Origin of the sequence: Anabaena sp. CCY 0017, from assembly GCF_963920885.1 — a bacterium.
Classification (GTDB): Bacteria; Cyanobacteriota; Cyanobacteriia; order Cyanobacteriales; family Nostocaceae; genus Nodularia.
In genome coordinates this window covers 266,926-289,186 of record NZ_CAWUDG010000006.1, presented here as the reverse complement: position 1 = coordinate 289,186, position 22,261 = coordinate 266,926, and the positions used below count along the sequence as shown (strand labels likewise).

Sequence of the window (22,261 nt, the reverse complement as noted above, 5' to 3'; positions counted from 1 at the left end):
TTAAGTTCTTTGAGTAACAGTAGGACGTTGATGACTGAACCTTTCTTTGGTTAACTTAGCTGGTGACTCCGAAACATTGATTTTCAAACTTTCCATGTTAAATCTATATCCCACATTCCGAATAGTTTGAATCAAACTAGGTTGACGGGGGTCAAGTTCAACCTTTTTCCGTAGGGATAAAACATGAGTATCAATAGTCCGGGGATTATCAATCGCATCAGGCCAAGCACGACGCAGTAATTCCGACCGACTCAACGCTAATCCTCCAGCTTGCGCCAAAACATATAGTAAACTGAACTCTTGCGGCGTTAAATCAATGAACTCACCTTGGAATCGAACTCGGCGCTGGACTAAATCAATTTGCAAACTGCCATAATCCAAATAAGCTGGTGCAGTAGGCGTGCGTCTGCGGCGAATTAGTGCTTCTACTCTAGCGAGAAACTCCTGCATTCCAAAAGGTTTGCTTAAATAATCATCAGCCCCTGCTTTTAGACCTGCGACAATATCAGCCTCGTTACTACGCGCTGATAACATCAAAATTAAAGGCTGTTGCTGACGATGCAACCAACGGCAAAATTCAATACCATCACCATCAGGCAAATCGGCATCAAGAATTACCAGTGTTGGTTGTTGACTTAAAAACACTTCCCTTGCTTGATAAATGCTGGCGGCTTGATGCACACGGTATTCCAACTGCTGCAAGTGCCATCCCAGCAACGACCTTAGATGGGGATTTCCCTCAACGATTTCAATACAAACCGAACCCACAGTGGCAAAACCCCTTAGCGTCGATGAATTTTAAAGTAACAAGCCCATGCTCAAGGTTTTGTAGCCTTTGTTACTTCCCTTGCAATTAGCCATACCAAAAGCCGCAGAATCCTTTATTGATGCCTTACCCAAAGCTGAATTAGTAATATTCTTTAATATATTCTTAAATTTTTGTTAGACTGGTAAAAAGGTCTTTTTGCTTAAACATCTCCCCTCAGAGAGGTGTAGCAGACCAACAAACCATTACTAAACAGGGTGAATTGTACTTTAGCTATATTTTAGCTGTATTAGGAAGACTAAGAAGTGATTCTTAAAAGCTTATTACCTTCAGGTCGGAGTGATATCACGACCGTATCCGCCAATAAACAATTCAAAATTGAAGACTACTACATCTGGGGATTTAAACCCCGAATGACACACCAGCCTAGTCAAAATATTAGTGGGGGCGGGTTTAGTAATATCCCCGTTAGTGATGAATGATAGCTTTGAAACCGCACCTAATTACTGATCAATTTAGGCAATTGACACAAAGAATCATAAAAATTTCTTGCCAAACCCTCATATTCCAAATTTTATGGAATAGGATAGAATCACGTTGTACCTTCGGGAGGATCTAGCTTACGACTGATTTTTGTCCTTGAGTTGAAGCGAATAAGGTGAAAGTAACACTTCACATTTCGGCGTGAATCATTTACAATTCTCATTCTAAAGAGATTAATATAGCAGTTATGCTCCAAGACACACAAACCATCCGCTATTACCAACGAATTACTGATGCCTTCATCGAGTTATGGAATCGCGGTTATCGGACGGACGATATGCGGATGTATTTGGATGGGTATTTAGCCGCACTGCGACAAAGTAACGCTATTGAACCTATGCTGATTCATCGCTTAGAAGAAGAAGCTAGCCGCTACCTGTACGATTCATCAAATTTTGTTATGACTCAACCAGAGGTGCAACTGGATTACTATTAATGCCTTTTACTCGGTCATTTATTTACAGTAACCATTAGTCCAACGCTGATGATTATAGCATATCATTTGCCCTGGTCAAGGGTTTAGTGGTGTGAATTTTTGGAGATTTATTATTTATAAAAGTATCCCCTCTGCCCTGTTTTGGTTTTGCCAACTCTGAGGAGGGGATTTTTCAATTTCAGGAGACGGGATGAATCAGACGCGATGAATCGCGTCTCTACAAGCGGAGATTAGGAAGCTAGGGCTACTTCTACTAGTTGCTGTAATTCGCCTTTTTGGTAAAGTTCAATCAGGATATCTGAACCGCCTACGAATTGACCGTCTATATACACTTGGGGAATTGTCGGCCAGTTGGAATATTCTTTAATTCCCTGACGAATATCAGAGTCGGCGAGAACGTCCACGGTTTCAAACGGAACTGCTAAGGTGTTGAGAATCTGCACAACATTGTTAGAGAAACCACACTGAGGCATCAGCTTGTTTCCCTTCATGAAAACCATGATTTTGTTTTGTTGTAACAAATTATCAATTCTTTCTTTGGTTTCTGGAGTCATGGACTTTTTGTTTCCTATGTTGCTAATAGCCAAAATGTCAATAGTCAGTTTTTTAGTTAAACTTGGGACTTATTGATTTTTAAGAAGCTGCTGTTGCTTGCCAAGCTTCGGGAGTATACGTTTTTACAGCCAAGGCATGAATCGCTTCAGTTGACATAGCTTGCCGCAAAGCACCATAAACTAACTGGTGTTGTTGTACCAGTCCCTTATCGGCAAACTGCGATGAAACTACTGTCACTTGATAGTGGTCTCCGCCACCAGTCAAGTCTTGCACCTGAATTTGGGCATCTGGGAGTTCCGCCTGAATCATTGCCTCAACCTGCTGCGGATTAATCATCGCAATTCCTGAGAAAACTTACTTTTCTATTATTAGCAGATAAGCCTATCCAACGTGTGCCGTTTCCCGCCTTTACTAACTTCAGGTTTTGAACAGGCTAATGGTAAAACCAAGCTTGGGTAGCTGATTCCATCTTAGCATTTGGGCTTTCCTGGCAGATGTACGGAATTTATCTATTTTGGGATGAACTACCACCTTGTCTGGGAAAGGGTGCATCCACAAAACCCAATTCAAATAACTGCTGATAGGCTTTCTTGCCTAAATCCCGTGTGGGGTTTTGACTCTTAATAATCTGAACTAACAACGGTACGGCTAATTCTGGCTGATTTTGCGACCGATGTACCAGTGCTAACTGATAGGTGGCTTCGTCACGCTTTTGGGCTGTTTCTAAAGCTTTTTGACGCTGGGAATCAGAAACTCTAGTATCAATTCCTGTAAAGCTAGCGTTTAATTCTTGATAAAAATTAGATAATTGGTTAAAAACTTGACGTGCATCTTGGAGCTTCTTAGCCGCTAAAGTGTAGTTTTGAGCAGAAACGGCTTGATCTGCCTCTTCCATCAGCCGTTGACCTCCCGCTATACTCAAAACGCTATTATTTTGGGCTGTAGGACGGAGAGTGTTGGGATCGTTGGGGTCAATGATTTGTACTTGACTATACATGGTAGGTAGTTTTTGTACCTGAGCATTGACTGGTGATAGCAGGCTGAGAACCGCTATGAACGATAAGGAAGTCAGGCTAATGAAAGGAGGAACGGCAGCAGATTTCATGGGGTCAAGTAGTGTGACAACTATATAAAAAAGGAATGGAAACTTCGAGTATCTTAACTCTGTTTTCGTTGTTAACAAAACAAAGTGACATACTGAGGTTTCTCTGATTTAGACTGAGATTTGCGGTAATAGAGTTCCCATTGCTTCTGTATATCAACTAACTAAAATCGCCCATGATGAACGATGATGTTAATTCCTCTGATTTTCCAAACACAGGCGTACCAGCAAGCAGTTTGGGAATAATTTTACAACGCGGTGGTGAAGAATTAATTTTACACAAGGTTTTAGACCGCTTCACCGTCCGTCCCACTACCGAATTTACACCCCAACAATTATCTCAGGTTCTTTGGGGCTTTTGGCAACGGAGTATTCCTCAAGCACATTTAGAACTGTTCACAGTTGTACCCAGTCAGCTGGAGTCGGCGATGTCTCAAGCACGGGCTGCTGACAGTGTGGCTTTTGCTGGTCATGTTTACACAATCAAAGATAATCCGGGAACTTTCGTTTACCTGAATGACCAAGTTACTATTCAATTTGCCTCTTGGGTAGATTCTGCCAGAATTGAGGCGATCGCTGCTAGTTTTGGTTTAGTTAAACAAAAATCTGTCCAGGGTCTTCCAAACACCTTTGTCTTTCTAGTCAGCAAACAAGCCACAGAAAATCCCCTAAAAATTACGAATCAGTTGCAGGGGTTATCAGAGGTGTTAGCGGCCGAACCGAATATCCTCGTTAAAGGTGAATCGCTGTACAGACCCAGTGATACCCTATATCCTCAGCAATGGTATCTGCACCACAATGGCGGTAGCCAGTTAGTCGCAGGTTCTCATATTGCTGTGGAAGCAGCTTGGGATATTACTCGCGGTGTGCGTTCTGTAGTTGTGGCGGTAGTGGATGATTCTTTTGATTTAAACCATCCAGATTTGCAAGGGAGTGGCAAAATTGTTGCTCCTAGAGATTTAAGAAAAAATGGTTTTTTACCTACACCTGGTGAGCGAGAAACCAGTCATGGCACGGCTTGTGCAGGGTTAGTAATTGCTGAAGAAAATGGCACGGGAATTGTGGGAGTGGCTCCTGGTTGTGCGTTGATGCCGATTCGGAGTACTGGTTTTTTAGATGATGAATCTATTGAGGATATGTTCAATTGGGCGATTGAAAAGGGAGCCAGTGTAATTTCTTGCAGTTGGGGAGCTTCTGCTGTCTATTTTCCCTTATCTTTGCGCCAACGGGCGGCTATTAGTCGGGCTGCGACTACAGGACGTAATGGTAAAGGTTGCGTGATTTTATTTGCGGCGGGAAATGCTAACCGACCGATTAACGGTACTGTGTTTGAGCGCAATTGGCCAGGAAATCTGTTACAAGGTAATACAAATTGGTTAAGTGGATTCCCCATACATCCAGATGTAATTGCGGTGGCTGCTTCTACTAGCTTGAACAAGAAAGCGGCTTATAGTAATTGGGGAACGAATATTGCTCTGTGTGCGCCTAGTAATAATGCCCCCCCAGGATTATCATTTCAGGGTCGAGGTTTTATGAATACACAACCTGCGATCGCTACTTCTCTTCCCGGACGAGGAGTTGTAACTACTGACCAAATAGGAGCCGCAGGTTTAGATCCTGGTGATTTTACCAATAATTTTGGCGGTACTTCCAGCGCTACTCCCTTAGTCGCAGGTGTGGCAGCATTAGTTTTGTCAGCAAATCCTGACCTAACGGCGCAACAAGTCAAGTTTATTCTGGAAGAAACTGCTGATAAAATTGTTGACCCAGACCCAGACCCCCAATTAGGGATGCAAGAAGGGACTTATAACAGTAACGGACATTCTCAATGGTTTGGTTATGGCAAAGTAAATGCAGCGAAGGCAGTGGAAGCAGCCCAAAGACTCCGCACTTCTGTATCATCTGCCAGTAAACAAGTTAGAGGAGAAAATTCTCGTCAGTTCAGTATTCCAGATAATAATCAACAGGGAATTAAAAGTGCGATCGCCATTAATGAATCCAGTACCATTAAAGATATTCAAATCACAGTTAATATTACCCATGATTTTTTAGGGGATTTAGAAATTTATTTAATAGCTCCGAATAATCAACAGGTGTTATTACAAAACCGGACTTTAGGCCGCCGCACTAATTTACAAACCACATACACAATTGCCTCGCACCCGTCGCTCAAACAATTACTTTCTCTTTCAGCTAGAGGCAGTTGGCAGTTATGGTTAATTGACTATTCCCCCCAAGATGTCGGAAAACTTAATAGTTGGTCATTGGTCATTGGTCATTAGCCCTTCTCTGCGAGACACTACGTGGTAAGCGCAGCTATGCCGTAGGCTTTACGACTTCGCTCCCTTCGGCTTACGCTCAGGGCAAGCAGGGTAAATCATTGGTCATTTATCGGTTAAATTTGCCGGGATTTCTAATAATTTTTGACCGCTTAATTTTTGGAGAACTAATGCTAAATCTGAAGTGAGGTTCTGGGCATTTTGTTTCACTTTACCCACAGCATAATCTGAGACATTGATGGCTTTACCAATGTCAATTTTCACACTCGTGCCAAACTGTGGATAAGGTTGGCTGTAGTTGATACTCACGGGGAGGATTTTTACGTCTAATCCTGGCTGACTAGATTCAGCACTCAAAGACAGACGCGCAATTCCGGGTTTTAACGGGTGAAGTTTGCCATCGCGATAAATATTACCTTCGGGAAAAATAACTAATATTTGACCTTGTTGAAGTAATTCCACAGCATGACGCAAAGTAGCAATGGCTGGACTTTGAGGATCTACGGGAAACCCTCCCATACTTCTCACAAACCAGCCTTGCAGTCCTCGGCACTCATTGATAGTTACCATAAATCTCAGGTCTCGTCCTGTCACACAGCGACCAGTCGCATAGGGTAAAACTAATGAATCCCAACGTGAGCGATGGGTAGGGGCTAAGATTACAGGGCCAGTTAAGGGGATATTTTCCTGTCCGGTGATGGCAATTTCTCGAAAATATAATGGTAAAAGAACGTGCCGCCCGAATTGATAAAATAAAGGACTTAACCAAGGAGACACCCGCGAAGTAGTATGAGCTACCTGAGTATTTGTTTTAGGACTAGCTGGTGTCTGTTGGCAAGTTTGTTGAGAAGTATAAATTTCCATCATGATGGTAGCTGCTGGCTGTCCCGTTTAATATAATTAACCCTTGACTTAGTTACACCGTAGTTTTTCTTTTGTGAGTTGTGTGGGAGCTATTGGACAGTTTTATTTCTGTCTGTTATGTTGCTGGCGACGAGTTGCAAACCAGGTTTGTAATTGCTGACGACAAGTTGATTCTAAAACTCCTCCCATGACTCGCAGGCGATGGTTAGAAGCACTACTATCAGGGATGTTGATAACAGTACGAACTGCTCCAGTTTTCGGATCGTCCACGCCATATATCAGCATTCCTAGACGTGCTTGGACAATAGCACCTGCACATAAGGGACAAGGTTCTAGGGTGACGTACATAGTGCATTGATTTAAGCGCCAATTGTGTAAACTTTTAGCAGCTGCTTGCAGAGCGATGATTTCTGCGTGGGCGGTGGGGTCTTGATCTCGTTCTTTTCGATTTTCGCCTGACGCAATCAAATTTCCACCCGCATCAATAATCACAGCCCCAACAGGAACTTCACCTGCATCGCCGGCGATTTGTGCTAAGTCTATGGCGCGACTCATCCATTGCCGATGGATCAGATATTCTGGATATTCGATTAACATTTGTCCATTTAAAGCAATATTGTTTGTACTAACACGACTCAGCACTCAGTGTCCGGGCGGGTTTACTAAGGTTTTGAGGAACCACAAACTTACTGCTTAAACCCGCCCCTACCCACTCATAACTTTCCCCACTCAGCACTCATAAAGGCACTCAGCACTCCGTTAAAAGTGGGTCGAGTTGAGCTTTTGTATCTAGCTGATAAAGATCATCGCAACCACCAATGTGTTGATTATTGATAAAAATCTGTGGTACTGAACGGCGACTATTAGCTCGTTCGGCCATTTTGGTTCTGGCTGCTTCGTCGCCATCAATTTTATACTCAGTAAAATTTACACCTTTCCACCACAGTAACATCTTGGCACGGATGCAAAAAGGGCAGGTTTGCCATGTGTAAATTTCTACGTTGGCTTTAACACGTTCTGGATGGCGACCAAAAAGGGAGTTGAGAAAATTCAGCATATTTTTTTTGATGGAATTTTGTTAATTATTTCTAGGGTAGATGATCAGGGATAAAGTTAACAAAGCATCCCCATGCCCGCCAATTGGAGCGATCGCACGATTGCGGTACTAGTAAACTAGATATAAGTACGATGGTATTTATAGGGCAAAAATTACCGTAATTGTCATTATGGGGGAATGATTGGCATTAAGTAGCAAAACTTAACACATCTCTTAGTAGATAGTATTTCCCACGTGTATCCGCCCTTTGGTAGACTTGAAGACTGAAATAGCCAGATAAAAAGACATAAGTCAAGCAGTTTAGAGGGTGACTCTGTGGAAAATACACTTGGATTAGAGATTATTGAAGTAGTAGAGCAAGCGGCGATCGCTTCCTCGAAGTGGATGGGCAAAGGCGAAAAGAACATTGCTGACCAAGTAGCAGTGGAAGCCATGCGGGAGCGGATGAACAAAATCTATATGCGTGGACGCATTGTGATTGGTGAAGGCGAACGCGACGAAGCGCCGATGCTCTACATTGGGGAAGAAGTTGGTATTTGTACCCAACCAGATGCTAAAAACTTCTGTAACCCTGATGAATTAATTGAAATTGATATTGCTGTTGACCCTTGCGAAGGCACAAACTTAGTTGCCTACGGTCAAAATGGTTCAATGGCCGTTTTGGCAATTTCTGAAAAAGGTGGTTTATTTGCTGCGCCTGACTTCTACATGAAGAAACTGGCAGCACCAGCCCCAGCTAAAGGTTTGGTAGACATTAACAAGTCTGCTACCGAAAACCTGAAAATTCTATCTGAGTGCTTAAACCGTTCTATAGAAGAATTGGTAGTTGTGGTCATGGATCGTCCCCGCCACGAAGGACTGATTAAGGAAATTCGCACTGCTGGCGCGAGAGTCCGACTAATCAGCGATGGTGACGTTTCTGCTGCCATATCCTGTGCCTTTGGTGGTACTAATATCCATGCTTTGATGGGTATCGGCGCAGCACCTGAAGGAGTCATCTCTGCTGCGGCTATGCGCTGCTTGGGAGGACATTTCCAAGGGCAACTAATCTATGATCCAGAAGTTGTGCAAACAGGCTTGATTGGCGAAAGCAGAGAAGGCAACCTCGCACGGCTGAAGGAAATGGGCATCAATGACCCCGATAAGGTTTACGATGCTAATGAATTAGCCTCTGGCGAAACTGTTCTATTTGCTGCTTGCGGTATTACCCCCGGCACTCTGATGAACGGTGTCCGCTTCTTCAACGGTGGTGCAAGGACTCAAAGTTTGGTTATTTCCAACCAGTCTAAAACAGCCCGTTTTGTTGATACTATCCATCTGTTTGACGATCCTAAAAATCTGCAATTGCACTAGCATCGCAGGGCGTTCTTCAAAAGTGAGCCAGCGCGGTCTTCTCCCAAAGGGAGAGGCTAGCGCCAAGAGGGTTTCCCCCATGAGCGACTGGCGAACCCCAAAGGGGTCAAAAGTCCAAAGGCTTTAATTTTGGAATTTTGAACTTTTTGAAGTAGGGACTGGGTGATATGGGCGGGTTTAGTGATATTGTCGTTGATCTCCAATGATATCTGTGAACCCGCCCCTACTGGGGACTGGGGAAAACGTTCTCCATCTCTGGGACTCCATCCCTGATAACTATCGAAAATAATCAATAATCAATAATCAATAATCCATTACCAATTAACGATAAATAATGAATATTGCAGTGGTGGGGTTAAGCCATAAAACAGCCCCAGTTGAAGTCCGGGAAAAGCTGAGTATTCCAGAACCACAAACTGAAAGTGCGATCGCTCATCTGAGCAGCTATCCCCATATTGACGAAGTAGCAATACTTAGCACCTGCAACCGCTTAGAAATTTACATTGTTACCAGTGAAACAGAGCAGGGTATCAGGGAAGTTACTCAGTTTCTTTCAGAACACAGCAAATTACCTGTACAGTCTTTGCGTCAACACTTGTTTATGTTGCTCCATGATGATGCGGTGATGCACATCATGCGGGTGGCGGCTGGGTTAGATAGCTTAGTTCTCGGAGAAGGTCAAATTCTGGCTCAGGTGAAAAATACTCACAAACTGGGACAGCAATATAATGGTATAAAAACAGTTCTGAATCGATTATTTAAACAAGCCCTGACTGCTGGTAAACGTGTTCGGACTGAAACGAACATTGGTACTGGTGCTGTTTCTATCAGTTCGGCGGCTGTGGAGTTGGCTCAAATGAAAGCGGCTAATTTAGCGGCTTGTCGAGTGGCAATTATCGGCGCTGGCAAAATGTCACGTTTGTTAGTCCAACACCTAGTTTCTAAAGGTGCGGCACAAATTAGTATTGTGAATCGTTCTCAAGAACGCGCCCAGCAATTGGCAAAACTTTATCCAGATCAGTCTATATATACTCACACTCTATCAGAAATGATGGCAGTGATTACCGAAAGTGATTTAGTATTTACTAGCACTTCTGCAACTGAGCCAATACTTGATCGCGCCAAGTTAGAAACAGTGCTAGAGTCTAATCGCTCTTTGATGTTATTTGATATTTCTGTGCCACGTAATGTCCATAGTGATGTGAATGAATTGGCAAATGTGCAAGCCTTTAATGTGGACGATTTGAAGGCTGTGGTGGCGCAAAACCACGAAAGTCGCCGCAAGATGGCGCTGGAGGCTGAGAAGCTATTAGATGAAGAGGTGGAAGCTTTTGATGTTTGGTGGCGATCGCTTGAAACTGTTTCTACGATTAGTTGTCTGCGAAATAAAATTGAAACTATCCGCGAACAAGAATTAGAAAAAGCTTTGTCGCGCTTGGGTTCGGAATTTGCCGAAAAACATCAAGAAGTAATTGAAGCTTTAACAAGAGGTATTGTCAATAAAATCTTACATGATCCAATGGTGCAATTACGAGCGCAGCAGGATGTGGAAGCCAGACGACACTGTATGCAAACCCTGCAAACGTTGTTTAATTTAGATGCAGGCGAGCAATTTAGTTAAATTATGGGACATGGGGAATAACATTAACTATCCCTTTGTCCCCCAATCTCTACTCCCCAATTGTGACAACTGTTGGCTTTGTTCTTGTAGTCGCACCGCCAATCGTTCGCACACTAAATCACACAACTGAAATAAAATCGGATCAGCTATTTCGTAAATTACACTCAGCGTGTGTAATAATTCAGCGTCAAGATTTCTCTTGTGGAACAGGCATCTTGCCTGTTCTGGGCGGGCTAGAAGCCCACCCCACAATATTTATACACAAAATTAGCTGTCTAAATTCTTGGTGCGTTAGGACTAAATTCCATAACACACCCTACCTAAACGAAGGGTTGGGGTGAGCTTTTATATTCCTAAATAAGCTTCTAAAACTTGGGTATTGCTTTGAATTTCGGCGGGAGTTCCCTCGGCTAAATTCTGACCTTCAGCCATGACCCAAACGCGATCGCACAAAGACATGATCACATCCATGTTATGTTCAATAATCAGGAAAGTCATGCCGTCTTGGCGGTTCCAGGTGAGAATGCGATCGCATATATCATCAATCAATCTTGGATTCACCCCGGCGGCTGGTTCATCTAATAAAATTAACTTGGGATTTGTCATTAACGCCCGCCCCATTTCTAATAACTTGCGTTGTCCACCAGACAACCCACCAGCATATTCCTGTGCCTTTTCTGCCAATCCCACGGACTCTAACAAAGACATTGCTTGTTCTTTAAATTGTCTTTCTTCTTTAGCGACAATGTGAGGTTGTAACTGCACTTGCCAAAAATTCTCGCCCGTTTGTTTTTGCGCCGCCAGCAACATATTATCTAACACCGATAAACGTGAGAGAGTCCGCGCCACTTGAAAAGTGCGTACTAATCCTTGTTGGGCAATTTGATATGGTTGTAACTGCTGAATTGGTTCGCCGTCGAAAATCACACGTCCCTTATCTGGGCGAATGAAATTAGAGAGGAGATTAAATAAAGTAGTTTTACCAGCACCATTGGGGCCAATCAAGCCAGTAATACTACCTTTATTCACTTCAATGGTGGCATCCTTGACTGCTTTAATACCACCAAAGCTTTTACAAAGTCCAGTAGCGGCTAACAAAGGAAGTTGGGGTGATTGATTATTTACCATAAAAATTCATTACAACTGTTTTTACGTTTACCAATGACAAATGACCAATCACTTACCAAGAGTAAGTTCTTCCTTTTTGCCTAAAATACCTTGAGGTCGCCAAACCATGAGGATCATTAAAATTAGACCGATAACCATGATCCTAAATGCACCTAATTGGTCAGAAGATAAATTCGTAAAAATTCGCGGTAAAAATTCTCTAGTCGTGGCATCGTAAGTAAAGAAAATCACCGCGCCTAAGATTGTGCCAATGTTATTCCCAGAACCGCCTAAAATCACCATAATCCAAGCGTCAAAAGTCAGTTGAGGTTGGAAGTTATCAGGGTAAATAGCGCTCAGTTGCCAAGCGAAGAAAGCCCCAGCAATCCCAGCGATCGCACCGCCTAACATCAGTGATTGTACTTTATACCAAAAAACATTTTTACCCATAGCCTTGGGTACTTCTTCATCCTCACGGATAGCTTTTAGCACACGACCCCAAGGCGATCGCACCAGAATTTCCAACCGCCAGAAAACAAGTGCTAATACCAACAACGCCAACAGCATTAAACCTGCGGCGGGTTTGTAATCCTCCAAGCCAATCATCCCAGAAATATAAATTGCGGCTGTCAATAACGCAAATATAATTCCTACTCCCCAGCGCGAAGCTAATTCCTGCTTATTACTGACTCTTTTACCCGAATCAGTCAACAGAGATTTTTGGGCGCTACTAATCCATCGCCACAATGCAGAGAAAGTGATGAAAGCTAGTACTGTCAGCAATCCCATCATCATTAATCTGACAAACAAATTGGGTGCTGTGGATAAGGGTATCGGATAACTTTGAACTCCAAAAGCCCCGGATATCCAGGTATCCTTCACAGGTAACTCTTGATTGTTCACCACTAAACGAATTAATTCGCCTACCCCAATGGTGACAATAGCCAGATAATCTTCCCGTAAGCGCAGAGTTGCAAAACCGATTATTAAACCCAACAAAGCGGCGACTATTGACCCAATCACTGCTGAGACAAGTAGAGGAACTCCCTGAAAGCTTAATAACACAGTGGTATAAGCACCCAGAGTCATAAAAGCAATATGACCAAAGTTAATTAACCCTGTATAGCCCCACTGCAAATTCAGTCCTAAGCTAAATAGGGCAAAGGTTGCTGTCGAAATTGCTAAAAAGATGAGATATTCAACCATACTAAATTCAATTCAAATATGCTTTATCTATAAACTTGATTACGTCAGTTTTCATGTATTTGAACCACATCTTTCGTAGGGGACAAAGGCCTTGCGCCCCTACCACGTGGTCTATTTACCTGAAAATACCTGTAAGACCTGGCAAAACCGGAACCCCAGCTGCATCCTCCTCGTAGGCGGAGACAGATGATAAAGTCTATATAGCTTTGGGAGGGTAGAGTTTTTGACATTCTCCATTCCCCTCAAGCGGGTGTAGTTCCAGGATAATTTTATCCTGCCGTTCAACACTGTGGATTTTTGGGAACAATAATTTTGTATTTTGGGTAAATGTTATCGTTATTATGAACTTGCTGAGAATTAGAATCCATCACTTAATTGAGCAATTAGATGATGAAGAATTGCAAAGTGCCTGGGATAATCTCTATGCTTTGCATTGTGACTCTTATATGTCTCAAGCGATACAAGAAGCCAAGCGATCGCAGCAACCGTGGGACATTTTAACCCATGAAGAAGCGATGAGAATGTTAGTGTATTTTTAAATTAAAAGCGCTTTCGAGCTAAGTTCAGAAGCCCTAAGTTTTGTTAAGGTAACATAAGAGTGAGTTTGGAAGTGCGCTATGCCAGGTCTTTTTTAGTAGACCTGAAGAATTTAGAACCGATTGTCTACCAACGGGTATACGATTTTGTGTTTTTCGAGTTGACTGAAAATATGCCTCTGCATACCCTCCCAGAACTGCGATGCCTTGATGATGAGGGAATTTTTCACCGTTTCACTATCGATAATTATCTTGTGGGCATAGAAATTAGAGGTGAAATTGTCAAATTTCTCCGTGTCATACCTATGCCAGAGGTCTAAATTGAGTGATAACTGTTAAATTATCGGCAGTCTGTGACTGATGTTCAATAGCCAACACTTAAAACTGTATAAGGCTAGGCAGGGATGGCTCTAACCTTACATTAAACTGGTTTTTGAAGCAATACTTTATTTGAGATTTCCCTATGGATGCAAAGGCACTTTGGCAACGATACCAAAATTGGTTATATTTCCACGAGGGACTAGGACTTTACCTTGACGTAAGTCGGATGGGTTTTGATCACGCTTTCGTAGAATCGTTGCGGCCGAAGTTTGACAAAGCGTTTGCGGATATGGCGGAATTAGAAAAGGGTGCGATCGCGAATCCTGACGAAGACCGCATGGTGGGACATTACTGGCTGCGAAATCCTGATTTAGCACCCACTCCAGAACTGACACAAGAGATAGTCCAAACTCTCGAACAAATCGAAGCCTTTGCCGAAAAAGTCCACACAGGTGCGATTCATGCACCTAAAGCCAGTCGCTTTACGGATATAATATCCATTGGTATTGGTGGTTCTGCTTTAGGGCCAGAATTTGTCGCAGAAGCCCTCAGTCCTGATTTCCCTTCTCTAAAAATTCACTTTATCGATAATAGTGACCCCGCCGGAATTGACCGCATTCTCAATCAACTGGGAAACACTCTCTCCAGCACATTGGTTTTAGTCATCTCCAAATCTGGAGGCACACCAGAACCTCGCAATGGCATGATTGAAGTTAAAGCAGCCTTCGCTAGTAAAAATTTAGACTTTGCTAAACAAGCTGTAGCCATTACCAGCCTTGATAGCAACTTAGATAAAGTCGCCCAAAAAGAAGGCTGGCTGGCGAGATTTCCCATGTATGACTGGGTGGGAGGACGCACCTCAGAATTATCTGCTGTGGGTTTAGTACCAGCCGCATTACAAGGAATTGACATTCGCGCCATGATTGAGGGTGCGAAAGAAATGGATGATGCTACCCGCGTCCCCAATTTGGAAAATAACCCAGCTGCTTTGTTAGCTTTGGCTTGGTATTTTTCCGGTAATGGTAAGGGTGAAAAAGATATGGTTGTCCTACCTTATAAGGACAGCTTGCTGTTGTTTAGTCGGTATTTACAACAGTTAGTCATGGAATCTTTAGGTAAAGAAAAAGACCTAGATGGCAATACTGTTTATCAAGGTATCGCCGTTTACGGTAACAAAGGTTCCACAGACCAACACGCTTACGTGCAGCAATTACGTGAGGGTATCCCAAATTTCTTTGCTACTTTCATTGAAGTTTTAGAAGACCGTGAGGGTAAATCTTTAGAAATTGAACCTGGAGTAACTTCAGGCGATTTTCTATCAGGTTTCCTCTTAGGAACTCGACAAGCGCTTTACGAAAATCAGCGCGATTCGATTACTGTGACTATTCCCCAAGTCAATCCTAAAACTGTGGGTGCGTTAATTGCTTTGTATGAACGTGCTGTTGGTTTATACGCCAGCTTGGTAAATGTCAACGCCTACCATCAACCAGGGGTAGAAGCTGGTAAAAAAGCTGCTGCGGTAATTCTGGAATTGCAATCAAAGGTAATGGCTGTATTGCAAAAGGAAAAAACCGCCCTTTCTCTGGAAGAAGTCGCCCAAAAAGCGGGTGCTGCTGAGGAAGTTGAAGCAATTTACAAGATTTTGCGGCATTTACACGCGAATCAGCGCGGTGTGGTGTTACAAGGTGAACTGGGTAAACCCGGTGGTTTGAAGGTTTCTGTGGGTTAATAGGTTTAGCTGAAAAACCAGTTTGTGTGAATGAATTGTTAGCAACAATATAGCAATACTATCTGATTTGCAAACACGAGAGACTCAGATCCCCGACTTCTTCAAGAAGTCGGGGATCTTTCTATTCGTAAGTTAATAAATAAAGATGTCATTGGTGTAAAATTGATTTAATACAGCCTTGACATTTAGGGTTAATAAAATGACGCAATCAACGCCGAAACGACCCCTACGGCGAGGGCGAATTTTTCCAGAATTGACTTTACCACCGGAGGAACTAGCTAGGCGTAAAGCTGAAGATGAAATAGTTTATCGCCGTTGTCGCGCTGTATTTGATCGCGTTTGTCCTGATTTAATTACAGAACACTATGGCTGGTATATTGCTATAGATCCAAATAGTGGTGATTATTTCGTTGATGAAGATAAAGAACAAGCTCATAAAAAAGCCTTGCAAAAGTACCCAGATGCCATACATTACGTTTTTGGTCTGAATGAAACTGGAACAACTGGCACAATATGATTCAGGGTATTTTTGGCAGTAGGGGTCAAATTTTTTTTGAAATTGATTTAATTACTTTTGATGGATTAAATCTGCCTGTGGATACTATGTTTGATAGTGGTTTCACTGGCTTTATGGCAATTAATATCCAAGATTTAGATGGTCTTGATTGGTCTTATCTTGGTAATGAACCACTGCGGACTGCACAGGGAGAGGCAAGATTTAATATTTATTCAGGTAAGGTTTTATTGGATGGAAATGTGTATGAGATTCCTGTTTGTGCGGGGGATGAAATCACAGAGGTTTTATTAGGTTCAGAGTGGCTGAAAATTTTGCCGTTGGTGGTGAATTATCAGGCTGGTGTTTTGAATTTGGGTTAAGATTTAAGGAACCACAGAGGCGCAGAGAACGCAGAGGTAAGAGAATTGTGTTATTTGGGGGTGGTTGGTAAGTCGCGGAGAAAGTAAAAGCGATCGCTCTTCCAATCTTTTCCTTTTTCTCTGCCTAAATAGCCTGTGAGGGGTGAAGAAAGTTCTAGGGAGCATCCCCTCTTTATTTACACGTCATTGCGAACGAAACGAAGTGGAGTGAAGCAATCGCAAAATCTCCGACTAACAACTAACCCATGCGATTGCTTCGTCGTTCCTCCTCGCAATGACAATTATTTTGTTGTTGCAAAAGAAAAAGTGGGATGCTCCCAAAGTTCTATGAATATTTCGTGCATTTGTTCTGTTTTTAGGGGCTGTGGCGGATTTGAACCAAAATATGCACCGTGTAAAGTTTTTACGTTCTTTTATAAAGTTATTACTATACCAAACTTATACGGGCTTGCCCTGACATTGTTTGTTAATTTTATTCCTGATTGATTATTTTTTCCGAATAAATCTAGAGAATAATACCTGAATTTATTCAACCATATCAACTTGTTTAATTACCTCTAAAGGTAACTCTAATACCTCTGCAATTTGCTCGTCACTTAAGCCAAACTTCTGTAATTTATCAATTATTCCAATTTTAGTTTTATTCTTACTATCCTGCTGGAACTTAGAACTAACAACATGATTTTTACCAGGTTTAGTTTTGGGTTGCTTAGAACCAACATTTATACAGCCAATTAAATTACTATTAATTTTACTATTATTACCCAAAGAGATATTCACATTTCCTTGACGTTCTAAAACTGATTTAAGATTACCTTTATCAATTGGTTCATCAAAAATATCAGATAAAATTTGCAAAAGCTCGTAACCTACATCCTTTGCATGACCTGCGCTACAACCACAAGTTTCTGCAATATCCGCATACTTTTGATACTTTAGCGTTCCCTCAATAACTCCACGCTGCAAGTCATTTAGATGATTGCCAGTGTTAAGATAAACAGCCTCATCCACAAGTTGTAGTAGTTCGTGAACCTGCATATTTAGGAGTGTAAAGTAACATAAACAATTTTAGCAGACTTTATCCGTATTTTTCAGCTTTTTTCCGTCCTTTTGGTAACTTTTTTTGCGATCCGCTTTTTTCCGCTTTTCATGTTTAGGTGAGTGGTGTAGGGTTGGTAAACATAAACACAAATTTGAAGTTGGTAAAACTCAGAGGAAGTTATGGCTGATCTCTCTCCTGTAGTGCTGGCTGACATTGAGACTGTTAATAAACGTGAACTCAAAGATTCAAAACTTCAACAATTAGTTGGTTGTCTTGACGATGCTCTTTATAAAAGTAGTGAACCAATCCGTATAGACAAAACCTTTGGTAAACCATTTAAGATTATCAATGGTAGACACAGAATTTATCTATGTCGTCAAAAGGGTTACAAGTTAGTACCTGCTGTGGTACTGGGTTAGTCTATGTGGTGCGTTAGATTTTTATATTAAATAATCTTATTACTAAGTTAATAGTCCAACACACCTACTAATAAATTGATACGGATAACTTTACCAAAAAAAATGGAGAAAGAAAAAATGAGTTTTACAGAGAAAATTATTAAAGAAAATGCAAAAGAGTTTAAGAATTACATGGGTAGAGGAGATTTATATTTAGAACAAAATAATTCTCAACAAGCTCTTCAAGAATATATCAACGCAATATCTAGCCTATCCTTTTTGTTAAGCTTTATAAATCCTGACGAAAAGAATAATCCTAGTACAAGCACCCAGATTATGAGTTTAACATCTTTAACTCAGATTCTGCTAAAAATACTCAGATGTTATTTAGGAGGTATATCAGATCATCGTAAGTTTCTTTTTGTATTGTGGTACGCAAAAGATACATATACATCTTTGGGTCAACTAGAAAAGTATTTGGATGTTAAAGCTTTACAAGCATACCAAAACTATGGACAAGAAATAGACAGATATTTTAAAGATCCCAATTTAGGTGAAAGCGTAGAAGTATTAGTTAGGGGAATATCTGAAATGGCATCAACTAAACAAGGGCTTGCAGAAATTGATAGTGGTGATGAGGACTTCAAGCAATTACGCGAAAATATGGATAAGATATGCGCGCTTGAAATTTGTCCTGTTAGACCACAATCTATTAATTACAGTAGCACTAGCACTAGTAGTGAGGGTTGTTTTATTGCGACTGCTGCCTACTCAACACCATTTCATCCTGATCTACACACTTTCAGACGTTTTAGAGATCGCAAGTTGATGTCGAACTTTTTAGGAAAATTTCTTGTTAGGTTATACTACAGATTTAGCCCTAAGATGGCATATTACCTTAATAGAAATTTATTACTTAAAGAATTTGTAAGAAGACGGTTAGAGCATTTAGCAGCGTGGATGAGAAAGCATGAAAATTGATGATAAATTTAATCATTGCAGAGTTGGCTAGTAATCGAGATAAAAAGTATCTAATTTTTGCAATCCATCCCCAGTAAGGATTTTATTTTTAGTCGCAAAACTAAACAATGCTTTGCAACCCGCGCAGGCGGGTTTTGTCTGTGTAGCCGCGTTCGCCCTTGGCGTTGCGTTAGCAATATTCTAATCGCCTGGAAAAATGATTATTTCATCGCCAAAATTTCCTGCGCCCGATTAATATTATTCCGCACAGATTGCGCCGAAATCTGCAAAGCTTCTCTTTCCCCATCGGTGAGAGACAATTCCAAAATCTTCTCAACTCCACCGCAACCCAAACGACAGGGAACACCAATCACAACATCATCTAAACCATATTCACCTTGTAAATAAGTCGCCACAGGTAACAACCGCGACTGATTCAACAAAATAGATTCTACCATCACACTCACAGCCGAAGCAGGCGCAAAAAATGCCCCACCAGTCCGCATCAATTCCACAATTTCCGCGCCCCCGTTGCGGGTTCTCTCTACCAAACGGGCAATTGTGGCGGAATCGAGTAGTTCTGTAATGGGAATGCCGTTAACGGTCGCATAACGCGATAAGGGAACCATTAAATCACCGTGGCTACCTAATACCATCGCCTTGACATCAGCAGGTAATACCCCTAATTCTAAAGCAATAAAAGTTTCAAATCGGGCTGAGTCCAATACCCCAGCCATACCCATAACTCGGTGACGTGGTAAACCTGTCGCTTGCCAAGCCAAATATGTCATCACATCTAAGGGATTGGTGACAACTATAAAAATAGCATTGGGAGAATAGGCGATCGCACTCTTAGCTGCTTCTACTACAATCTTGGCATTAATTTTCAGCAAATCATCCCGACTCATCCCAGGTTTACGGGGAATTCCGGCAGTAATTACCACAATTTCGGAATCAGAAGTATCAGTATAATCATTCGTCCCCATAATCTGACGATGATGTAATTCCATACCCCTAGCTTCCATTAAATCCAATGCTAAACCTTGGGGCATTCCCTCAACAATATCCAGCAACACCACATCTGCAAGATTTTTCTCAGCAATGCGTTGGGCGAGAGTACTACCAACTTTACCAGCACCAACAATAGTTACACGAGATGCACGGCATAGAATAGGAGAAACCATAATAATTCGTAATTTGTAATTCGTAATTCGTAATTCGTAATGAAGGAAGTTAGACTCTATTGGCTTGAGCCAATTCTTGAAGCATCAGACATATTATAGATTAATAGTACTGTGGTTAAATTATCAAAGGTAGGTAGTCAAAATGAGTGCAGAACAAGAGTTATTAACCAAGTGGCGTTCCCTTCCACAAGACAAACAAGAGGAAGTTTTAGATTTTGTGGAATTTCTTCGCTTGAAAACCTCTGTAAATAAAATTCCCTTGGGAGAACGGTTACGCCAAATTCGCTCTAGAATTGTTGCTTCTGGGAAACATTTATTAGATGAAGATGAAATAGAGAAAGAACTCGCTAGTCGCAGAGGTGGGTTACAGGGTAGAGAAGATAGACCAGCATTGTAGGGGTTTAGCATTGCTAAACCCCTACGAAAGATATGGTTTTTGATAATACATATTTAATATTAATTGTCAATGCGTAACTTCTATAATTTTTTCTGGTCGATATTCTAGACCAATGATAACTTAACCGTATTGAGTATAAAATATTGAAACCTGCGGAGGCAGGTTTTGTTGGTGTAGGGTCAGACTTGACTCTGAGAGTTAGTTAAATTCCTCAAGTTGATCCAAGCGTAACCAAATATTGGGTGTTGGCACTTTCCCAAATTTTACCAGAGCGTAATCACCTTTCATATCGACAATTTCGCCCTTGCTGTCAAACAAATATGAAGGAAAGCGGGTATCACTGGCTTTTGCTTCCAGACTGTTTTCCAACTTCTCGCGGACAGCGCGAACCATGTCTCCCTTTTTGACTGCCATAAATTGCCTCTTGAATTTGCAGATCGTTTTAAGAGGATTTTAGCTTGTGGACAGATGTATTTTCACTTAAGAATATCTTGAACACCAAGGAACAAGGCAATATTCTTGCTCAACGCCAATTTTTCGGTAGTAGTAAGAGATGTAGGTTGGGTTAAGCGCAGCGCAACCCAACGCTACCAAGGATGTTGCCAATGATGTTGGGTTTCCTTACGTCAACCCAACCTACAATTTTTTGCTTAGAGGGTTAGACGCGATTCATCGCGTCTCTACAAAGTTTGACATTGGGGGCAGAAGTGACTGGAACGCCCGGCTAATTTAATTCGCTGTATGGGTGTACTACAAACTCGGCAAGGTTCCCCAGTGCGGTTATAGACCCAGGCTACACCGCCATAATTACCGTTGACTCCTTGAACGTTGAGGAAGTTGCTAAAGGTTGTCCCACCAGCCGCAATGCTGGTTTCTAAGACTTGAATGATGGCTGTATGTAAACGCTGAATTTGCTCTAACTGCAAATTTAGACAGAGATTTTCTGGTAAAATTCCACTCTTAAATAAAGCCTCATCAGCATAAATATTACCTAAACCCGCTACCACTGACTGATCTAATAGTGCCGTTTTGATGGGACGACGGCGATTTTTCAATTTAGCGGCGAGATATTCAACCGTGAACTGGGGTGAAAATGGATCTACAGCCAGTTTTGCTAAACCAGTAATGATACTTTCTACCGCCACTCCTGGGGGAACATACCACATCTGTCCGAATGTGCGCTGGTCTACAAAGCGTAATTCTTGCTGGTCTTGAAAATATAACCTCACTCTGGTGTGCTTGTGGACTAGTTCATCTTGATGTACCCACAGCAATTGTCCAGTCATTCGCAAATGAACGCCTAGCCAGATGGGGGATGAATGAGATTCAGATGTGAGTTGAGCTAAAAGATATTTACCACGACGATGCCAAGAAGCGATCGCACTGCCGGTAATTTCAGGAATAAACTCATCTACAGAAAATGGGTAGGCGATGGTGCGGTTCAGCAACACATCCCCACCCGTAATTTCTCGATGCAGGGTCAATTGATTTAGACCCCTGCGGACTGTTTCGACTTCAGGCAATTCAGGCATTTAAGCTGATTAAACGAGCAAATTTTAGGTAATGGATGATGGTGGGTTACGGACTATCGTCCTAACCCACCCTACAAGTGCTACAACTGCTTATTTTTTGGCTTTAGCCTTTGGTGGTTCTACTTCAACTAATTCGTCTATGGCAAAGTTATTGGTGTTGATACCAGAGTAGTTGACTTTATCAAAGCGGACAATTGCTGCGTACTTAATGCCGCTTTGGTCGATAGTAGCCACAGTGCCTACTTCTTGAAACCAGTAGGATTCGGGGCGGAGGATACGTACTTTAGAACCACGTTGAACCATGATTATCTTCCCTTTTAATTATTGATTGCCAATAGGGGCTATTTGATTTCACTGTACATCGTCTAGGTCTCGCCTAGAGCCTTTGTTAAGTTAT

27 protein-coding genes and 1 pseudogene are annotated in these 22,261 nt (G+C 41.9%); 13 read left to right on the top strand and 15 right to left on the bottom strand.

The genetic code is table 11. The annotated features are described in order from the left end of the window. The gene (locus tag ACM0OW_RS10530; RefSeq protein ID WP_414549998.1) at window positions 1–768 is read right to left on the bottom strand and encodes a response regulator transcription factor; all 768 of its coding nucleotides are present in this window, start codon (window positions 766–768) and stop codon (window positions 1–3) included. Window positions 769–1,071: 303 nt separating this feature from the next. On the opposite strand from ACM0OW_RS10530, the gene ACM0OW_RS10525 reads away from it, so the two are divergent. Next, on the top strand, window positions 1,072–1,248 hold the full coding sequence (locus tag ACM0OW_RS10525) for a hypothetical protein (protein ID WP_414549997.1): 177 nt from the start codon (window positions 1,072–1,074) through the stop codon (window positions 1,246–1,248). Window positions 1,249–1,496: 248 nt separating this feature from the next. Then, window positions 1,497–1,745 carry a DUF6761 family protein gene (locus ACM0OW_RS10520; RefSeq protein ID WP_414549996.1) on the top strand — a complete coding sequence of 83 codons (249 nt, stop codon included), beginning with the start codon at window positions 1,497–1,499 and terminating at the stop codon, window positions 1,743–1,745. Between the two features lie 230 nt (window positions 1,746–1,975). Here the strand turns inward: ACM0OW_RS10520 and grxD are convergent, their stop codons facing one another. The 3 genes from grxD to ACM0OW_RS10505 form a co-directional block, all read right to left on the bottom strand. Beyond that, entirely contained in the window at window positions 1,976–2,299 is a 324-nt protein-coding gene (gene grxD / locus ACM0OW_RS10515) for a Grx4 family monothiol glutaredoxin (protein WP_414549995.1), read from the bottom strand. A 79-nt stretch (window positions 2,300–2,378) separates the two neighbouring features. After that, complete coding sequence (locus tag ACM0OW_RS10510) at window positions 2,379–2,636, bottom strand: BolA family transcriptional regulator (RefSeq protein WP_323212254.1); 258 nt, start codon at window positions 2,634–2,636, stop codon at window positions 2,379–2,381. A gap of 169 nt (window positions 2,637–2,805) precedes the next feature. Further along, window positions 2,806–3,405, bottom strand: coding sequence for a hypothetical protein (locus ACM0OW_RS10505; RefSeq protein WP_414549994.1), 600 nt, complete (start codon window positions 3,403–3,405; stop codon window positions 2,806–2,808). Window positions 3,406–3,581: 176 nt separating this feature from the next. On the opposite strand from ACM0OW_RS10505, the gene ACM0OW_RS10500 reads away from it, so the two are divergent. Further along, window positions 3,582–5,684: a S8 family serine peptidase gene (locus tag ACM0OW_RS10500; RefSeq protein ID WP_414550023.1), complete on the top strand. Its 2,103-nt coding sequence runs from the start codon at window positions 3,582–3,584 to the stop codon at window positions 5,682–5,684. 102 nt (window positions 5,685–5,786) lie between these two features. Here the strand turns inward: ACM0OW_RS10500 and ACM0OW_RS10495 are convergent, their stop codons facing one another. The 3 genes from ACM0OW_RS10495 to grxC form a co-directional block, all read right to left on the bottom strand. Then, a complete protein-coding gene (locus ACM0OW_RS10495; protein WP_414550022.1) occupies window positions 5,787–6,545 on the bottom strand; it encodes a lysophospholipid acyltransferase family protein in 759 nt (252 codons plus the stop codon). A 102-nt stretch (window positions 6,546–6,647) separates the two neighbouring features. Then, a complete protein-coding gene (tadA, locus tag ACM0OW_RS10490; protein WP_414550021.1) occupies window positions 6,648–7,142 on the bottom strand; it encodes a tRNA adenosine(34) deaminase TadA in 495 nt (164 codons plus the stop codon). Window positions 7,143–7,293: 151 nt separating this feature from the next. After that, on the bottom strand, window positions 7,294–7,602 hold the full coding sequence (gene grxC, locus ACM0OW_RS10485; RefSeq protein WP_414549993.1) for a glutaredoxin 3: 309 nt from the start codon (window positions 7,600–7,602) through the stop codon (window positions 7,294–7,296). A 315-nt stretch (window positions 7,603–7,917) separates the two neighbouring features. Between grxC and glpX the strand changes: the two genes are divergently transcribed. Both glpX and ACM0OW_RS10475 read left to right on the top strand, forming a co-directional pair. Beyond that, window positions 7,918–8,955: a class II fructose-bisphosphatase gene (glpX, locus tag ACM0OW_RS10480; protein WP_414549992.1), complete on the top strand. Its 1,038-nt coding sequence runs from the start codon at window positions 7,918–7,920 to the stop codon at window positions 8,953–8,955. 334 nt (window positions 8,956–9,289) lie between these two features. Continuing rightward, the gene (locus ACM0OW_RS10475) at window positions 9,290–10,576 is read left to right on the top strand and encodes a glutamyl-tRNA reductase (protein ID WP_414549991.1); all 1,287 of its coding nucleotides are present in this window, start codon (window positions 9,290–9,292) and stop codon (window positions 10,574–10,576) included. Window positions 10,577–10,603: 27 nt separating this feature from the next. Here ACM0OW_RS10475 and ACM0OW_RS10470 read toward each other — a convergent pair. The 3 genes and pseudogenes from ACM0OW_RS10470 to ACM0OW_RS10460 all read right to left on the bottom strand — a co-directional run. After that, window positions 10,604–10,744 (bottom strand): annotated as a pseudogene (locus ACM0OW_RS10470) (transcriptional regulator); the annotation flags it as partial. Window positions 10,745–10,921: 177 nt separating this feature from the next. After that, on the bottom strand, window positions 10,922–11,704 hold the full coding sequence (locus ACM0OW_RS10465; RefSeq protein WP_414549990.1) for an ABC transporter ATP-binding protein: 783 nt from the start codon (window positions 11,702–11,704) through the stop codon (window positions 10,922–10,924). A gap of 48 nt (window positions 11,705–11,752) precedes the next feature. Further along, entirely contained in the window at window positions 11,753–12,889 is a 1,137-nt protein-coding gene (locus ACM0OW_RS10460; protein ID WP_414549989.1) for a branched-chain amino acid ABC transporter permease, read from the bottom strand. 341 nt (window positions 12,890–13,230) lie between these two features. Between ACM0OW_RS10460 and ACM0OW_RS10455 the strand changes: the two genes are divergently transcribed. The 5 genes from ACM0OW_RS10455 to ACM0OW_RS10435 all read left to right on the top strand — a co-directional run bounded on the left by ACM0OW_RS10455 (window position 13,231) and on the right by ACM0OW_RS10435 (window position 16,351). Further along, window positions 13,231–13,428 (top strand): hypothetical protein, encoded by a 198-nt coding sequence (locus ACM0OW_RS10455; protein WP_414549988.1) that lies wholly within the window; start codon window positions 13,231–13,233, stop codon window positions 13,426–13,428. 59 nt (window positions 13,429–13,487) lie between these two features. After that, entirely contained in the window at window positions 13,488–13,745 is a 258-nt protein-coding gene (locus tag ACM0OW_RS10450) for a cytotoxic translational repressor of toxin-antitoxin stability system (protein WP_414549987.1), read from the top strand. Between the two features lie 143 nt (window positions 13,746–13,888). Next, window positions 13,889–15,475 (top strand): glucose-6-phosphate isomerase, encoded by a 1,587-nt coding sequence (locus tag ACM0OW_RS10445; protein WP_414549986.1) that lies wholly within the window; start codon window positions 13,889–13,891, stop codon window positions 15,473–15,475. 199 nt (window positions 15,476–15,674) lie between these two features. Further along, complete coding sequence (locus ACM0OW_RS10440; protein WP_414549985.1) at window positions 15,675–15,992, top strand: hypothetical protein; 318 nt, start codon at window positions 15,675–15,677, stop codon at window positions 15,990–15,992. After that, entirely contained in the window at window positions 15,989–16,351 is a 363-nt protein-coding gene (locus ACM0OW_RS10435; protein ID WP_414549984.1) for an aspartyl protease, read from the top strand. Before ACM0OW_RS10440 ends, ACM0OW_RS10435 begins: the two co-directional genes overlap by 4 nt. Window positions 16,352–16,876: 525 nt before the next feature. Here the strand turns inward: ACM0OW_RS10435 and ACM0OW_RS10430 are convergent. Beyond that, entirely contained in the window at window positions 16,877–17,362 is a 486-nt protein-coding gene (locus ACM0OW_RS10430) for a hypothetical protein (RefSeq protein ID WP_414549983.1), read from the bottom strand. A 210-nt stretch (window positions 17,363–17,572) separates the two neighbouring features. Between ACM0OW_RS10430 and ACM0OW_RS10425 the strand changes: the two genes are divergently transcribed. Both ACM0OW_RS10425 and ACM0OW_RS10420 read left to right on the top strand, forming a co-directional pair. After that, window positions 17,573–17,812 (top strand): hypothetical protein, encoded by a 240-nt coding sequence (locus tag ACM0OW_RS10425; protein ID WP_414549982.1) that lies wholly within the window; start codon window positions 17,573–17,575, stop codon window positions 17,810–17,812. 102 nt (window positions 17,813–17,914) lie between these two features. Beyond that, complete coding sequence (locus ACM0OW_RS10420) at window positions 17,915–18,772, top strand: CFI-box-CTERM domain-containing protein (protein WP_414549981.1); 858 nt, start codon at window positions 17,915–17,917, stop codon at window positions 18,770–18,772. Window positions 18,773–18,972: 200 nt separating this feature from the next. Here the strand turns inward: ACM0OW_RS10420 and mdh are convergent, their stop codons facing one another. After that, window positions 18,973–19,935 (bottom strand): malate dehydrogenase, encoded by a 963-nt coding sequence (gene mdh, locus ACM0OW_RS10415; RefSeq protein ID WP_414549980.1) that lies wholly within the window; start codon window positions 19,933–19,935, stop codon window positions 18,973–18,975. Between the two features lie 142 nt (window positions 19,936–20,077). Between mdh and ACM0OW_RS10410 the strand changes: the two genes are divergently transcribed. After that, on the top strand, window positions 20,078–20,332 hold the full coding sequence (locus ACM0OW_RS10410; protein WP_414549978.1) for a hypothetical protein: 255 nt from the start codon (window positions 20,078–20,080) through the stop codon (window positions 20,330–20,332). Between the two features lie 198 nt (window positions 20,333–20,530). Here ACM0OW_RS10410 and ACM0OW_RS10405 read toward each other — a convergent pair whose 3' ends face one another. The 3 genes from ACM0OW_RS10405 to ACM0OW_RS10395 all read right to left on the bottom strand — a co-directional run bounded on the left by ACM0OW_RS10405 (window position 20,531) and on the right by ACM0OW_RS10395 (window position 22,167). Further along, window positions 20,531–20,746, bottom strand: coding sequence for an NAD(P)H-quinone oxidoreductase subunit O (locus ACM0OW_RS10405; RefSeq protein ID WP_414549977.1), 216 nt, complete (start codon window positions 20,744–20,746; stop codon window positions 20,531–20,533). Window positions 20,747–21,012: 266 nt separating this feature from the next. Then, window positions 21,013–21,864, bottom strand: coding sequence for a DNA-formamidopyrimidine glycosylase (locus tag ACM0OW_RS10400; protein ID WP_414549976.1), 852 nt, complete (start codon window positions 21,862–21,864; stop codon window positions 21,013–21,015). Between the two features lie 90 nt (window positions 21,865–21,954). Further along, window positions 21,955–22,167 carry a photosystem I reaction center subunit IV gene (locus ACM0OW_RS10395; protein WP_006194700.1) on the bottom strand — a complete coding sequence of 71 codons (213 nt, stop codon included), beginning with the start codon at window positions 22,165–22,167 and terminating at the stop codon, window positions 21,955–21,957. Window positions 22,168–22,261 lie beyond the last annotated feature (94 nt).

Excerpts from the sequence above, each read along its gene's own strand:
- ACM0OW_RS10520 (WP_414549996.1), top strand. The coding sequence starts at position 1,497 with ATGCTCCAAGACACACAAACCATCCGCTATTACCAACGAATTACTGAT.
- grxD (WP_414549995.1), bottom strand. The coding sequence starts at position 2,299 with ATGACTCCAGAAACCAAAGAAAGAATTGATAATTTGTTACAACAAAAC.
- ACM0OW_RS10510 (WP_323212254.1), bottom strand. The coding sequence starts at position 2,636 with ATGATTAATCCGCAGCAGGTTGAGGCAATGATTCAGGCGGAACTCCCA.
- ACM0OW_RS10505 (WP_414549994.1), bottom strand. The coding sequence starts at position 3,405 with ATGAAATCTGCTGCCGTTCCTCCTTTCATTAGCCTGACTTCCTTATCG.
- ACM0OW_RS10500 (WP_414550023.1), top strand. The coding sequence starts at position 3,582 with ATGAACGATGATGTTAATTCCTCTGATTTTCCAAACACAGGCGTACCA.
- ACM0OW_RS10495 (WP_414550022.1), bottom strand. The coding sequence starts at position 6,545 with ATGGAAATTTATACTTCTCAACAAACTTGCCAACAGACACCAGCTAGT.
- tadA (WP_414550021.1), bottom strand. The coding sequence starts at position 7,142 with ATGTTAATCGAATATCCAGAATATCTGATCCATCGGCAATGGATGAGT.
- grxC (WP_414549993.1), bottom strand. The coding sequence starts at position 7,602 with ATGCTGAATTTTCTCAACTCCCTTTTTGGTCGCCATCCAGAACGTGTT.
- ACM0OW_RS10475 (WP_414549991.1), top strand. The coding sequence starts at position 9,290 with ATGAATATTGCAGTGGTGGGGTTAAGCCATAAAACAGCCCCAGTTGAA.
- ACM0OW_RS10465 (WP_414549990.1), bottom strand. The coding sequence starts at position 11,704 with ATGGTAAATAATCAATCACCCCAACTTCCTTTGTTAGCCGCTACTGGA.
- ACM0OW_RS10460 (WP_414549989.1), bottom strand. The coding sequence starts at position 12,889 with ATGGTTGAATATCTCATCTTTTTAGCAATTTCGACAGCAACCTTTGCC.
- ACM0OW_RS10455 (WP_414549988.1), top strand. The coding sequence starts at position 13,231 with ATGAACTTGCTGAGAATTAGAATCCATCACTTAATTGAGCAATTAGAT.
- ACM0OW_RS10445 (WP_414549986.1), top strand. The coding sequence starts at position 13,889 with ATGGATGCAAAGGCACTTTGGCAACGATACCAAAATTGGTTATATTTC.
- ACM0OW_RS10440 (WP_414549985.1), top strand. The coding sequence starts at position 15,675 with ATGACGCAATCAACGCCGAAACGACCCCTACGGCGAGGGCGAATTTTT.
- ACM0OW_RS10435 (WP_414549984.1), top strand. The coding sequence starts at position 15,989 with ATGATTCAGGGTATTTTTGGCAGTAGGGGTCAAATTTTTTTTGAAATT.
- ACM0OW_RS10425 (WP_414549982.1), top strand. The coding sequence starts at position 17,573 with ATGGCTGATCTCTCTCCTGTAGTGCTGGCTGACATTGAGACTGTTAAT.
- ACM0OW_RS10420 (WP_414549981.1), top strand. The coding sequence starts at position 17,915 with ATGGAGAAAGAAAAAATGAGTTTTACAGAGAAAATTATTAAAGAAAAT.
- mdh (WP_414549980.1), bottom strand. The coding sequence starts at position 19,935 with ATGGTTTCTCCTATTCTATGCCGTGCATCTCGTGTAACTATTGTTGGT.
- ACM0OW_RS10410 (WP_414549978.1), top strand. The coding sequence starts at position 20,078 with ATGAGTGCAGAACAAGAGTTATTAACCAAGTGGCGTTCCCTTCCACAA.
- ACM0OW_RS10405 (WP_414549977.1), bottom strand. The coding sequence starts at position 20,746 with ATGGCAGTCAAAAAGGGAGACATGGTTCGCGCTGTCCGCGAGAAGTTG.
- ACM0OW_RS10400 (WP_414549976.1), bottom strand. The coding sequence starts at position 21,864 with ATGCCTGAATTGCCTGAAGTCGAAACAGTCCGCAGGGGTCTAAATCAA.
- ACM0OW_RS10395 (WP_006194700.1), bottom strand. The coding sequence starts at position 22,167 with ATGGTTCAACGTGGTTCTAAAGTACGTATCCTCCGCCCCGAATCCTAC.